Source organism: Vibrio sp. TRT 17S01, from assembly GCF_050113695.1.
Taxonomy (GTDB): Bacteria; Pseudomonadota; Gammaproteobacteria; order Enterobacterales; family Vibrionaceae; genus Vibrio.
Genome location: NZ_JBNJOG010000008.1, coordinates 149,024 through 163,121, shown reverse-complemented (window position 1 = coordinate 163,121; position 14,098 = coordinate 149,024). Strand labels below are relative to the sequence as shown.

At 41.4% G+C, this 14,098-nt stretch carries 11 protein-coding genes and 1 pseudogene; 3 read left to right on the top strand and 9 right to left on the bottom strand.

Going from position 1 to position 14,098, the window contains the following annotated elements; all coding sequences use genetic code 11:
- Nucleotides 1–144: 144 nt before the first annotated feature.
- From ACQEXS_RS14205 to ACQEXS_RS14195, 3 genes and pseudogenes are all read right to left on the bottom strand, one after another.
- Nucleotides 145–774 (bottom strand): hypothetical protein, encoded by a 630-nt coding sequence (locus ACQEXS_RS14205; RefSeq protein WP_427014268.1) that lies wholly within the window; start codon nucleotides 772–774, stop codon nucleotides 145–147.
- Between the two features lie 2 nt (nucleotides 775–776).
- Nucleotides 777–2,795 (bottom strand): DEAD/DEAH box helicase, encoded by a 2,019-nt coding sequence (locus ACQEXS_RS14200; protein ID WP_427014267.1) that lies wholly within the window; start codon nucleotides 2,793–2,795, stop codon nucleotides 777–779.
- A gap of 367 nt (nucleotides 2,796–3,162) precedes the next feature.
- Nucleotides 3,163–3,528 (bottom strand): annotated as a pseudogene (locus ACQEXS_RS14195) (regulator).
- A 504-nt stretch (nucleotides 3,529–4,032) separates the two neighbouring features.
- Here ACQEXS_RS14195 and ACQEXS_RS14190 point away from each other — a divergent pair.
- Nucleotides 4,033–4,908: a DMT family transporter gene (locus ACQEXS_RS14190; protein WP_427014266.1), complete on the top strand. Its 876-nt coding sequence runs from the start codon at nucleotides 4,033–4,035 to the stop codon at nucleotides 4,906–4,908.
- Here ACQEXS_RS14190 and ACQEXS_RS14185 read toward each other — a convergent pair.
- The 6 genes from ACQEXS_RS14185 to ACQEXS_RS14160 form a co-directional block, all read right to left on the bottom strand.
- A complete protein-coding gene (locus ACQEXS_RS14185) occupies nucleotides 4,890–5,603 on the bottom strand; it encodes a helix-turn-helix domain-containing protein (RefSeq protein ID WP_427014265.1) in 714 nt (237 codons plus the stop codon). The genes ACQEXS_RS14190 and ACQEXS_RS14185 overlap by 19 nt on opposite strands.
- Nucleotides 5,604–5,824: 221 nt before the next feature.
- Complete coding sequence (locus ACQEXS_RS14180) at nucleotides 5,825–7,459, bottom strand: FGGY-family carbohydrate kinase (protein ID WP_427014264.1); 1,635 nt, start codon at nucleotides 7,457–7,459, stop codon at nucleotides 5,825–5,827.
- Between the two features lie 11 nt (nucleotides 7,460–7,470).
- Nucleotides 7,471–8,430: an ABC transporter permease gene (locus tag ACQEXS_RS14175; RefSeq protein ID WP_427014263.1), complete on the bottom strand. Its 960-nt coding sequence runs from the start codon at nucleotides 8,428–8,430 to the stop codon at nucleotides 7,471–7,473.
- 3 nt (nucleotides 8,431–8,433) lie between these two features.
- Entirely contained in the window at nucleotides 8,434–9,432 is a 999-nt protein-coding gene (locus ACQEXS_RS14170) for an ABC transporter permease (RefSeq protein ID WP_427014262.1), read from the bottom strand.
- A complete protein-coding gene (locus tag ACQEXS_RS14165) occupies nucleotides 9,425–10,918 on the bottom strand; it encodes a sugar ABC transporter ATP-binding protein (protein WP_427014261.1) in 1,494 nt (497 codons plus the stop codon). Before ACQEXS_RS14165 ends, ACQEXS_RS14170 begins: the two co-directional genes overlap by 8 nt.
- Nucleotides 10,919–10,990: 72 nt before the next feature.
- Entirely contained in the window at nucleotides 10,991–11,965 is a 975-nt protein-coding gene (locus tag ACQEXS_RS14160; RefSeq protein ID WP_427014260.1) for an autoinducer 2 ABC transporter substrate-binding protein, read from the bottom strand.
- A 598-nt stretch (nucleotides 11,966–12,563) separates the two neighbouring features.
- On the opposite strand from ACQEXS_RS14160, the gene ACQEXS_RS14155 reads away from it, so the two are divergent.
- Both ACQEXS_RS14155 and ACQEXS_RS14150 read left to right on the top strand, forming a co-directional pair.
- Nucleotides 12,564–13,010 (top strand): GNAT family N-acetyltransferase, encoded by a 447-nt coding sequence (locus ACQEXS_RS14155; RefSeq protein ID WP_427014259.1) that lies wholly within the window; start codon nucleotides 12,564–12,566, stop codon nucleotides 13,008–13,010.
- 213 nt (nucleotides 13,011–13,223) lie between these two features.
- Nucleotides 13,224–14,081 (top strand): hypothetical protein, encoded by an 858-nt coding sequence (locus ACQEXS_RS14150; RefSeq protein WP_427014258.1) that lies wholly within the window; start codon nucleotides 13,224–13,226, stop codon nucleotides 14,079–14,081.
- Nucleotides 14,082–14,098: the final 17 nt, after the last annotated feature.

Below are 14,098 nucleotides of genomic sequence, written 5' to 3'. Positions count from 1 at the left end.
CCCTAGTGGCTCGCTTTTTTAGTTTTATTATTGGGTAACTTAGAACTGAATAGCTTATTTTTGCCCCAAAGTAGCTTAGACCTTTTACTCATTCTCATCCTGTTCGTTGTGAATCCCCATGTTGTATTACGGGTTAAATTTCACCTAACGACTTTCGATGAAGGCAGATTCAGTTTTTGTATTTAGTAAATTACTTAAGAAATTAGGACATGGCCTTGTGTAAGTCCCAATTTTGTATGTTGAGGCTGTTGAGTAACAAATGTCTAAGTGGGTCAAAGGATGCATCCTTCCATCTTCATGTTCAGGGTCATGATCAAACCGAAGATAACCATCCTCGAATGTCAAAAGCATCATCATTAGAGACCAGAAAGTATCAACTTCTCCTTCACCAAAAACCTCTTCAAGTAGATAAAGGAAGTCCAACGAATTTGGCGAGTCGAATCTGTCGTCATTAATGGCAGCTAACACTCTAGATGTTATCGAACTGTCGATTAGAGCTATCTCGTCTGTGTAGAAGCTTATTTGATCATCTTTCTTTCTAACGTGAAACGGAGACCTGATAGAAAAAACCTTGTCTGTAGACGTGAAAATAAAGCGGTTCATATCATCAACAACGATATTGATTAGTCCATTCCTTTCACCTCTCAGCATAAAAGAATTGTTCACGTACTTAATCGTATTCATAAGCAACTTGATTACGTGTTTTTTGCTCCGAATCGGAGTAAAAAAGAGGCTTAGGTATTCATCACCTATTGGGATTTCGTAGTTTTTCACGATTAGTCCCAATCCAAGTGCAAATTGATACTGAATTTAATGATTTCTCGAACTTTCTTAGCATTGAAACGCTTGTTAGTCATTTGGCTAACAGTAGCAAACAACTCATCTCGGTTGTCTTCTGGGATCATGAACTCATCAAAGATTTCATATACAGAGTCGTAAAACGGCTTTTCAACATCTTTGTAAGTTATCTTTGTTTTGATTTCCTTAACTTCATCTTCGCTAGGAGTTTTGATCGTTAATTTCCCACTCTCATTTATCTTATCGAGTTCAGTTTGAAGGATTGGTAGCAAATCACTATTTGATCCCTCTGTAATCAACAAGTAACTGTTCAAGAATGACCTTGTAAGCATCATATATAGAGCATTTCGATAACTTAAACTACGTGTGATTTTTTTAGTAACACAAATTACAAATGGAAACTCTAACCCTTTTACGTGGTTCTTGTTACTAACAAATAGTTCGCCTTTAATTTTTGAGCGAGTTTCGAATGCTTTGTTTACTTTCCAGCCGAATTTCGACATAACATTGAAATAGAGCTTATCAACAGTATCAAACACATAGTCGCCATAATCGATGAAGATTACGCCTATGTCATCAACGGTTGCCGATGGATGCTCTACTAAGATTTCGCCAATCTTATCAATGATATGTTGTGCTGTTTTGCTTTCATCTATTGGTACAATTTCGACCGATGAATGATCTTTGTCGATCACATCAGAAAAACGTCTCAAGGGTTCTCTTGTTAGTTCGTAAAGAGGACCGATTGGTTTCGGTGTGTAACCACAAGCGATCCACTCTCTTTCTTCTAACCAACGTAGCCTTTGTCTTTCAAACAAGCCCATACCTAATGCGTGAGCAAACATCAAAGTTCTTGGGTCAGTGCGGTAACATTTACTTAGTAGGAAGTCGGGAGTAATTTCACTTATAAGGTCTTCATCAAAGATGCTTTGGAAAATATCACCTGCAACATATATGTGCTTTTTGGTTACCAGTCGGCATAGTTCTATAAACGATTCTGGAAAATCTTGGCTTTCGTCTAGCAATACATAGTCAAATGCATAGCCTTTTTCTTCGATTAACCCAAGATTTTTGATAGCTTCAATTGCTATTTTACAAACACTATCAAAGCTATTGAACTTACTAAAACGGTAAAACTGTAGGCCATAGAAGTCACAAATATATGCATATGCACCAGAGTTTTTGTCATAACCTGACCCCCATGAGTTCACACACCATAACCTTTCATGCCATAAAATTTGTTGTTCTACCTTCATAAAATCAAAGAAATCGGGAATCCGTTTTCTTAACGTAGATGCAAGTATGTGGTTGTGACATGTGAAGAGTATTCTTGATTGCTCCTCGCCGGGCTCGGTATAAATTTCTTTGAGTTTATGAAGCAGCAACTCTGTTTTACCCGTGCCTGATAAGCCTTGTATTCTCGTCGTGTGATTGACAGGCTTCTGATAGATAAAACGCGTTTGGTCGCCGTCGAAAAGGACAATTTTTTGTTTTATCTTGTCTAAAGTGCTCAGGGCCACGTCAGTAGTAATTTTTGAAGAGTCATTGATACTGCCTGTTAATAATGAAATTAGCAGTTCTGAGGTTCGCTTGTCAGATGGATCAGAAAGGTAAATAGAATCCAACAAACCGTCTAGGTCTTGCAACTCAGATGCATTGATAAGTTCAACTAGATTTCTCTTCCATTGACGTGGTCGTCCGATTGACTCTTTGTAGCGGAACTTGTCTGAAATTGAGCCTAAGTCTTCAATAAAATCTTCAACATAATCTTCAAAAACATCATCTTGCTCGCCTAAATTAACGAAGGCAATTTTATGTTCTGGGATCAGTAGTACAAATGCTTTCTCGCAGCTGTATGAATACTTATTGTCGCCAAGTGGGCGGTCGATTACATACATCTGCTTCATTTCACTTGTTGCGTAGTGCTGAAGCGTGCTTAGTAAGCCAGAGTTGTTGTTGTTTTTCTCAACTTGTAAAAAAAAGAAGCTATTTGACATTGTAGTTTTCTTTATCCATAGATTTGCAGATTATTTTAGTTCAAGTCCCCAACCAAGAGAACATTTTATTGTGCTAAGTGAAGCGTCGATACTGTTATTTGATTAGTCATTTTAGAAAATGTTTCTATTTTAATATCAGTATGTTTTGTCGTCTTTTGAGCAGGATGTTATGGCCGTCGTAAAAGTATGTTTGTGAACGATTGCTTTTTGTCGTTTACATCGCAGTGCTATCTATTGTTTCGAGCTAAACAAATGTCAGCGAAACTAGACGGAGCGTAAAATCTCAAACAATTTGAATTTGCCTTACGACAATAGAACGCTCGAACTGTAAGCATAAAAAAGAATAAGGCTCCAAAAGGAGCCTGTTTTACATCATTTCTTTCAGAGCTATCGCATACTTCAGAATTTGGCCTGCAGCTTCTAAATCCGTCAGAGCTCCAATTTCAAGAAGAGCAATACCAGTCAAAACTTGTTGAGCCATCACCAATTAACCCATCGGCAATTCTAGCCTGTCGTGGAGCATCTTAAATTGATCCCATTGTGCAGATGAGCTCAATTCCCTATCTTTAGTCATTCGCATAAGACGTTTGCACTACGGTGGAATGGTTTTTCCCTTATCCCGTTCTTTGACTGTTCTCACATTTTTAAAACAAAGTTCGGCAGCTTGCTCGACGGATAAACCACATTCAAACTCACGAAAAATATAGTTTTTTGTCATTTCGTGATACTTCATTGAATTGTCCCTCAAAAGCGGGACATTCTATAAATATTGAATATGCAACTGCATTAGATATAAGCAGATAAAGTGCGCATCATACGAAGGCGTATTAATTGGCAAATTTGCCTTATAAAAAGTTATTCATGAATAGCTAATATTAGAATTCCTGAAACTCATTCTTGCCCAAAAGCGTGTTATCACAAGAAATACTATTAAATCGGCAAATAACAAAAAATCCGCCATCGCACAGCAATGTGTTTATTTACTTTAACTCCAAGCCAAATTGAATATAAAAACGATCCTAGAGGGCTCGATTTTAAATTTTCGAGTTGTTCTTCATGTCTTTGACGTTAAATATTGCGTTGTCACTTCCGTCTTTCCCCAAAAGATTACCGTCCTTTAAGCACAAACTATAAGTATTAGATTGTTTATATTGTGGTTGTACGTAGCTCTAACTTATTTTGATTTAAGAGATTGTTATGGGCTTTAACCTCAATGTTTAAATGGATGAGTTTGAGTATGAAGAAGTTAGCTCCTTTTCTATTTCTCTTTATGTGGAGTAGTGGTGCGGTGGTGGTTAAGTTCGGACTTCAGTATGCATCAGTTTGGAGCTTTCTAGCTGCCCGCTCTTTGGTTTCCATGTGTTGTTTAATGGTGTTGTTTTGGCTTTTTTCTTACCGTAAACCGTCATTGATTCGTAGCCCTTCAAAAACTGAGCTAAGAAGAATTCTGGTGGTAGGGGCACTTATTCAAGTTTGCTATCTGTCATTTTATTTTTTGGCGATTGATACCGGAATTTCTCCGGGATTGGTGACACTAATTCTTGGCTTACAACCGCTGCTAACCCCATTTTTATGTAAGCAACAAGTCAGTCGTCGTCAACTGGCACTGCTGCTGTTGGGTTTTCTCGGGTTAGTGATTTCGATTTATGGTGCGAAAGACCTCACGCAGTTAGCGGTATACGGAGTGCTATTTGGCATTGCTGCTCTTTTTTCGATGACGTTTGGTACGGTGTTGCAAGCGGATATCGTCAGTCATGTGTTATTGAGTGCAATGTACCAGAGTTTACTCGCCACCCCCATTTTTATGGGGATCAACTTTTTGGTTGGGGGAAGTATTATTTGGACGCCAGAATTTTTGATATCACTTGTTTGGATGTCTGTGGTGGTTTCGGTAGGAGCATTGTTGTTGCTGATGTACATGACTAAGCAAGATGGGGCGACATCGGTTAGCGTGTTATTTTATGCGATACCGTTATTGGCATATTTTTTTGACTATGCGTTATTTGGCACTCAAATCAGTTTGCTCACTATAGTAGGGATGTTTGTTGTCGCGTTGGCCATGGTCTTCTATCGTCGTTTCCCCTCAGAAAGAGTTCAACGCTTGGCACGATAATGTTTTGGTGATTGAGAAAAATGATGACTGAAACAACGGGTGAATGAAGACTGACAAGTGAACCCCACTTTTTCAGAAATTATTGATATTGGGAGGTCAGTATTGTTGAGCAGTACTTTAGCATTCTCCATACGTAATTTCGTAAGATACTTGAAAGGCGTTTGCCCCATATTTTTTCGGAAAACAACTTTGAACTGTGTTTGGCTCAAGCATGCAACAGCCGACAAGTCTTCAATGGAGTAGTTTTTGGATAAATCTTGATTGATAAATTGGATGACTTTTTTGATCCGATAATCGATTTTATTCCCGAGATCTTGTTTTGCAAGGATCGCGAAGAGTAGTGACAAAATAGATTCTTCTAATTCTTCGATAGAATCTACCTCAAGTTGCTTTTCAACATATCGAACAAACGTATTGGCCGATTCATCAAGTCGGATAACGGCACTTTGAATGTGGCTCAGAAAGTCGGGAAGTTCATCAATATCGATGACAAGAAAGCGGAAATCCTCTCGTGCTTTAAATTCATGGAAGCAACCGGATTTAATGACGATGCAGTCACCATAAGCGATAGTGCAAGCTTCTCCGTCTAAGATTAAATCAATGTACCCTTTGGCCGGGATCACGATTTGATGATATTTGTGAGAATGTCCTTTTGAATACTTGCTATAAGTTCTTACGGTTATTTTTGAACTCACTATTTTCCTTAAATAACATTTAGATAGGCTGGTGGGTGTGGTTATCAATATATGATGGATTTGTTTTTTATAGCAATAACTCTTCCCTGCATTTTCTGAAATTAAGAGCAGAGTTTGTTGGCTGATTGGTTGTTTTGTTTGTGAAAACTCCCGCTCTGATGCCCGAATAATATTAAAAGCGAGCCTATATGGCTCGCTTGTTGGTTCGGTTTTCGGTGTTTTTAAAAATCTGCCATTAGCCGTTTATAGCGCATGTCATCTTCATACATTTTGTGAAAGACTTGATATTTGGCGTCGTAGAAACGTTTTATCTTTTCAGTCTGTGGCATCACGCTCTTGCTAATTCGGCTCATAGCGTTCATTGCATCAGGGATGTCACTGTAAAAACCGGCGGCTACCGAGCCTAACATTGCCGAACCTAGTATGACGGCCTCGCTCTCTTCAGGAAGAAGGATGATACATCCCGTCGCATTGGCATGTTCTTGCAGGAAGATGCTGTTTTTGGTTCCTCCGCCACATGCCATGATGGTGTCGATGTCATAACCGCTTTCGTTCATCACTTCGATAATATGGCGAGTACCAAGTGCAATCCCTTGAATGGTGGCCAAATATTGAAGGGCCATATCATCCAGTACTTTGGACATCCTTAACCCTGCGATGGAACCGGTTAAATGTGCATTTGCTCGTGGAGAGCGATTGCCATGGAAGTAAGGCAGTACATGAATATCTTTGGTTAGAAAAGCGATGTCTTCTTTATTTCCAGCAAGCTTTAACAAGTGGTCATTTAAGTATTCATAAACCGTTTTACCTTGCTTGTTCGCTAGTTCTTTCGTGCTTTCATAAAGTGGATGCGACGTAATGATATGGTCGATGAGTGCTCCTGTGGCCGATTGTCCACCTTCATTGAGCCAATATCCCGGAATCATAGCGCTGTAATACGCTCCCCAAATGCCATCAATAAACCGTGCTGTTTTGGACGCGGCCATATGGCAGGAGGAAGTACCACCAATCAGCGCTAACCGTTTATTGAAATCTACTTTTTCTCCGGTCATGCCAGGTGCTCCTAGCACTCCTATACCGCCAGCATGAGCATCGATAATAGAAGTGCCCACAGCCGTACCGGTTATTAAACCTAAGTCATCTGCTGCATGAGCGGTGAGGCCATTACCTACAGGTTGGCCCATTGGCAAAATTCTATCGCCGATGGCCTTAGCGTCGTTTTCTAGTAATTCTTCTAGACCAATCAGCTCAAAGAAATCTTTATCCCATTTATTTTCATGACCTAGGTATGTCCACTTACATACTGTTGAGCAGAGTGAACGACTCGCATCAAATGTCGCTTTCCACGTAAGAAAGTCTGGTAAGTCAAAGAAGTAGCCAGATTTCGCCCATGTGTTTGGCATGTTTTGCTTTAACCACAGCAGCTTAGGTGTTTGCATTTCGGGTGAGATACGGTTACCCACGTAAGCCAAAACAGGGTGCTGAGTTTTATTGATTCGATCTGCTTGGGTCATTGCGCGGTGATCCATCCACATAACAACGTTTTGTTCACTGCGTCCAGTAGGGCTGACGGTTAGCGGCTGACCACTTTTATCTAATACAACCAATGAACAAGTCGCATCAAAACCAATCCCTTTGACTTGGATAGGGTCAATATTGGCTTTTGATACGGCGTCTTTTACCGCAAGACATACACATTGCCAGATGTTATCGGATGATTGTTCAACGAAGTTCGCTTGAGGTGTGAACATTAAGGTATCGCGTTTGGCTTCTCCCACTTTGCGACCTTCGGCGTTAAATACGCCCGCTCGAGCACTGCCGCTGCCTACGTCAACGCCGATAAAATAAATACTCATATACCGCTCCGTTAAGTTTTATTTTTTTGTAAGAAGATGAATAAGATCAAGATACCGCCCCACAGTGCCATCGTGAGGTAACTGCTCACCCCTAGTAAGTTAAGGCCACTTTCTAGTGTCTGTAATACGATAAGTGCAAGGCCAATGCCGATAATGCGTCCAAAGCCACCATCAGGGTTGATTCCCCCAAGCACTGACGCAAGAATCGCGATCAGTAAGTAAGACTCTCCATAACCTGCTTTGGCTGAGTTGAACTTAGCCATCATTACAATAGCAGCAACCCAACAGAGCACCGAGGAGATAACGTAAACATATAAAATGGCTTTGTGTGTGTTGATACCAGAAAAGCGAGTGGCTTTTTCATTAGAGCCCATGAGGTAGATCGTTTTGCCTAAACTGGTGTGTTCAAGTAGTGCCCATAAGCCGATGGCAAAGCCAATAAATAAAATCAGTGGCATTGGTACGCCCAATACGGTGCCATTCCCCAGAACTAGCAACGCTTCAGGAAAACCTGAGATGACGCTACCCCCGGAGATCAAAACGTTAAGACCATTGATGAGTGTCATGGTCCCCAGCGTTGCGAGGATAGGAGAAACACCTATGTAGGCAATCAATGCACCATTGAGCAAACCGACAACAATAGCCGTAATAAGTCCTCCAATCAGCGCGAGGATGAGTACGGCTGAGCTATCCGAAGCCTGCGTAATGATGCTTGCCATGACCAAACCACACGCATTCGTCGTTGCAATGATCGACAGGTTGATCCCACCAGTGAGCATACAAACCGCCATGGCAAGTGCGAGTAGGCCGAGTAATGGCATCTGTGACGACATTGACTGTAAGTTATCAATCGAGAAAAAGGCCTGTCCGCTTGAAAACGCCATAACCACGAGGATGCCGACCAAAATAACCAATAGGTAGCGAATGTTCTTGTCGGTTGGCAGTTTTAAACTATTTAGCATGTGTTCCATAGTTTATATTCCTTTAAGCGTCTGTTTTTTCTCATTGATTGCGGTCATGCTGATGCTGCAAACAATGATTAAGCCAGTTACGACCGTATGCCAGTAAGAAGGCACACTGAGTAACGTTAGGCCGTTTTTCACAACGGCGAGCAAAATAACGCCAAGAACCACACCAAATAGCGTGCCTTTACCACCTGTCATGCTGGTTCCTCCTAACACAACGGCAGCCAATACCGTGAGCTCAAATCCCATAAGAGAATTTGGAGCTACGGACTGGGTGATTTGGGTTTGGACAACAGAGGCAATACCAGCAAGCGCCCCCATATAGCCGTAAACAAAGAGGTTAATACCGAAGAGGTTGATACCAATACGACTCGCAGCGTCTGCATTCCCTCCTACGGCATAGATCTGACGACCTAAGCGTGTTTTAGACATCAAAAATGAAGTGAGGGCAATCATGGCAACTACGGTCATGATGGGAAGTGATAGACCATAATCATATCCATCGCTGCCTGTAAATGTGAATAGCTCAATACCATCCATAAACCAGTCAGGAAAACCGTATAACCATTCGCCGTTGCTAAAGTAAATCAGTAAGCCAAAGAAAACGTTAAGTGTTGAAATAGTAATGATGATCGCTGGTACTTTGAGTTTGTATACCAGCGTCGCATTGATCATGCCCAGTAAAACCCCGACAAGCGTTGCAATCGCAAATGCAATCATAAAATTACCGCCAAGCGTCAAAATGTACGTTGCAGTGATGTACTGAGCGATCGCGGCGGTCGCGGGAAAGGAGATATCAATGCCGCCTGCGATGAGCACAACAAACAAACCACAAGCCATGATGCCAAGTAATGCTGAGCTAACTGACATATCGAAAATATTGCCCAGAGTCAGGAAGTCATCTGAGATGAAGGTCAGCACGCCAACGATCAACACAATCATTAAAGATAAGTAGAACTCATGACGTTTGGCGAATGAAGATAAAGAACAACGAAATTGGTTAAGCATTAACAGCCTCCATGATTTCTTGTTCAGTAGAGTGGGTTGGTTGGAAGTCATGAGTGAAACGTCCTTCTTTCATCACAATTACGCGGTGACTGTTATAAAACACTTCTGGGATCTCATCACTGATCATAAGGATGGCCATTCCTTTTGCCGCAAGGTCTTTTGCAATGGTGTAAATCGCTTCTTTATTGGCAACATCGACACCAACAGTCGGTGAGTCGAGGATAAGGACATCAGGCTCTGCGGCGATCCATTTTGCAATAGAGATACGCTGAGCATTACCACCAGATAAACTGGTCACGGGCAGCATTGGATCAGCCACTTTGATTGAGAGCGAAGAAATCAGTTTATTGACAAGCTTGCTTGCTTTTAGGTGATCAAGAAATCCAGATGCTTTCTTGAGGCGTGGCATGACTGAGGCTGTGATATTGTCTTGAATGGCTTGGTCCATCACTAGTCCCGTCGACATTCGATCTTCAGATACGTAACCAATGCCCTGAGAAATTGCATCGCGATTGGATTTGAATTTTGTTGGCTGACCATTTACGCGTATCACACCACTGTCTGGCTGCGTTATGCCAAATAGCGCCATACATAGCTCTGTGCGGCCCGCGCCAAGTAACCCAGTAATAGAAACAATTTCACCTGCACGAACCTGAAATGAAATGTCTTTAAACTGACCGTGTTTAGAGAGATTCTCGACGTCCAGTTTGACTTCACCTTGCTGATGATAACTCGGGAGGGGAATGAACTCGAAGCGCTGTCCGGTCATTAAAAACGCCAACTCATCACTGTCGACGTCATCTGCTTGATAGGTTCCAATGGTGCGACCATCGCGAATAACGGTGATTCGGTCAGAAATTTCCATCACTTCATCAAGTTTGTGGCTCACGAATACAACGGTAACCCCTTTGGATTTCAGATCGGCGACAACATCGATTAGCTGGTTTACTTCGGTACGTGTGAGTGATGCTGTTGGCTCGTCCATGATCATCAGTTTAGCGTCTGATGCCATTGCTCTGCAGATTGCAACAAGTTGGCATTCTGCAATCGAAAGCTGTTCTATGCGTTTTTCTAACGGCAGTTTGACGCCTACTTTTGCCATCGCTCGAATTGCAATGTCTTGGATACGCTTTTTCTGGACGAATCCTTTGGCCCACTCAACATGATCTTGAATGGCAATGTTTTCAGCGACCGTTAAATTCGGGAACAGAGACAAGTCTTGATAGATAACTTGAATTCCGCGTTCTATTGATTGCTGCGGGGAGAGTCGAGAATAGCTTTTGTCACCCAGTATGATTTCAGCCCCTTTTTCTGGTGCGTGAACGCCGGAAATAACTTTAAATAACGTGCTTTTTCCACACCCATTTTTGCCAGCTAAGCAGTGCACTTCACCCTGATTGAACGTAAGGTTTATTCCATCCAATGCCTTCACCGAGCCAAAGTGTTTAGATACCTGTTTGAGGGTAATAAAAGGAGTATCAGACATAACCATTTCCACAATGAGAGGACGAATGAGGGGCGGCATTGCACCGCCCATTTACGACAGAAAGTGCCGTGCTTAGAAACCTAGTTGACGAGCGTTGGTTTTGTCGACTTCTAGGATTTTGTTGAACTTAATTACGCGGTTTTGTGTATCGATTTCTGCATCGCCAAGGCCTTGAACAGTTACACCTTGAGAGACTTCTTTACCTTCAAGCATTTGCTTAGCGACAGCCACTAAAGCATAGCCCGCATCCGCAGGGTTCCATAGGAAGCCTTTATCGATTTCGCCACGCGCTAAGTAAGGTGCGGCTTGGCTTGGCATCATAATGCCAACTACGCTGATCTTGTCTTTAGCACGTTTCTTTTTAAGGGCTTCACCAGCACCAATGCCACCAAGTGAACCGTAAGAGATGATACCAGTCATGTCTGGGTGCGCTTTCATCAGATCATTAGTTGCGGCATAAGATTGGTCGATACTTTCTGCAACTGGCATACGTGTGGTTACTTCATACATATCTGGGTAGGTTTTCTTTTGGTAATCGATCGCAAGATTTGCCCAGTTGTTGTGTAGTGGCACAGTTAATGAGCCAACATAAATGGCGTAGCCACCTTTTTTATCCATGTTTTTTGCTAGCTCATCCATGGTCGCTTTTGCGTACGCTTGGTTATCGATCGTTTCGATGTCCCAATCTGCGCCATGTCCATCCGGAGACTCATGGGTTAACACAATGATCCCTTTCTCCCGCGCTTTTTTAAACACAGGCTCTAGTACCGTCACGTCGTTTGGAACGACGGTAATCGCGTCCACACCTTTGGCGATCAAATCTTCAATAATTTTTACTTGTTGAGCTGGGTCAGGAGTTGATGGACCCAGTTGGCGTGCGTTAACACCTAGATCTGAAGCCGCCTGCTCAATACCTTTGTTCATTTGGTTAAACCAAGGGATACCCGAAACTTTAACCACGTTTACGATTTCATAATCTTTCGCTTGAGTAGCTGTAGCAGCAAGGGCGAGCGTTAAAGCTGCCACGTTTAATAAGACCTTCTTCATCTTCATCAATCCTTTAATTGTTATGGGTAGGGGGTAAGGTGAATCGATGAAACGATCTTAAGGTGCCTTTCAATAAGTGTTTGAGTACTTGATGTCTCATTGTGATCTAAGCACATTAATGTTAATCGATAAGTGTTTTTATGTTGCAGTATTGTTAAATTTTAAATGTAGTGTGATTTTAGCGGCGATTTGGAAGGGTCGTGGTTAACATCTAGGAAATGAAATTAACAATAAATTAACAAAAATAAAAAGATAGGTAATTATAAATGTATGGTTGTGTACTTACTGAGCAATTAATTAATAAAAATATTAGGCCCATCACACTATTTAAGAATACAGGACATGATCTTATTAAAGTTCTGTGATGAACCGTCAGTTGCTTTTTCTAAGCATCAAAGCAAAGTGCAAGTAAGCTGTAATTATATGACGAAATCTATTCTCAAATATACTCTTTGATTGCTTCCTAAAGAAAATCTGTCACAAACAAGGACGAAAAGAAATTCTTGCGAATCTGGCTAGCCTTGTAGAAGAAAATTGTTATTTAGGATGTGCTAATCTTGATTAATAACGTGTTGAAATAAAAGAATGCGAGTCATCTATGGAATATATAAGAACTACGATAGACAAAATACCTACGTCACTTTTACTAGAAGCGGATCCAAGCCAAGCTAGTATCGAATCTTATCCTTTTGAATCGGCATGCTATGTGGCAAAAGATTGCGACCTGATCATTGGTGCTTGTGTCGTCAAACAGATTGATGAGTACAGTGCTGAAGTGCTAAATATTGCGGTATTGCCAGCGTTCCAAGGGCAGGGTATTGGCTCAGAACTTTTAAAGTTTGCTTTAGCGACATTAGCAGAAGAAAAAGTGAGACGTGTCGAGCTGGGCACTGGTAGCTTTGGTTATCAACTCACCTACTATCAACGCGTTGGGTTTCGAGTTGATAAAGTGGTGAAAGACTATTTTCTGGATCATTATCCTGAACCAATTCTGGAGCAGGGCATTCAGCACAAAGACATGCTTCGCTTATATATTGATTTATAGCCTAACGTTCAACGTTAACGGATTTTATTGAAAGCCCCTTCTCAACATGAAGGGGCTTCTTACATTGTGTGATGTTACTTCCATATGAATGCTGGCTAGATGGATTTTGATGAAGGATTTTAAGACTTTATAAAAGTTTGCTGAGTTATCGGTTTTGTTAATGAATGGTGATGCTGACTCTAGGTTTACAGCAACACACTCTAAGGAGAACAAATGAGATCATTGTGCCGCTACCTTCTACCCGTATTGTTTCTTCCTTTACCTTCCATGGCATATGATGCGGAAAAGCATAAACAACCGTCTCTCGATGCGTTTAAGTTATACCAAACCTGCCAGCAATTGATGCCAGATAAATTGAAGACTGAATTTGGTGATGAAGAGGCCAACTATACTGCCGAGGCGAATAAAGACTTGGACAACATTACCTTCTCCCGGCTGTGGAACTGGCACTTTTACGATGCACGCTTCAATTATGAAATAATGCAGCCCGGCTCAATTTTGCCTAATTTAATTGGCATGAATCGCTCGTTACATCCCTATTTTGTTAAACAAGCTAATAAGTTACTTGAGCAAAAAGAAACGGCTAGTCACCAATCGTTGGAACTCATTGGTCACTTAATGCATTTGATCCAAGATATGGCTGTCCCAGCTCATGTTGCACCTATCTACCATCTTTCTACGCAAAAAGATGCCTTTGATGGTTATTCTCCGAAGGATGCATTGGCGTTGACGATTTCTGAATCTGAATGTTCAGCGTTGCTTCAACACATTCAAACGCCTGTCGAAATCCTTGAGCAAACGGCTCAAAACACATTAGCAGCCATCGACAGTGATATTAATGAGTCGTTGTCTTGGCGAGATTATTGGATGGTATATCCACATTATAAAGGCGATGTAAAACAAGGCTTCTCAAGCTATGGTAAATGTGGCAATGAGGGATTCGGTAATACAAATCACCCTATTTGTAATGGGACGCAAATGGACTTCGATAACTTCTACAATGAAAGATATAAACAAGCTGTTATGGGGTCACTGAAATTACTGATGTACAGTAATTCTTTAGCAAACTAGAGTCGCAAGCTGAGCGA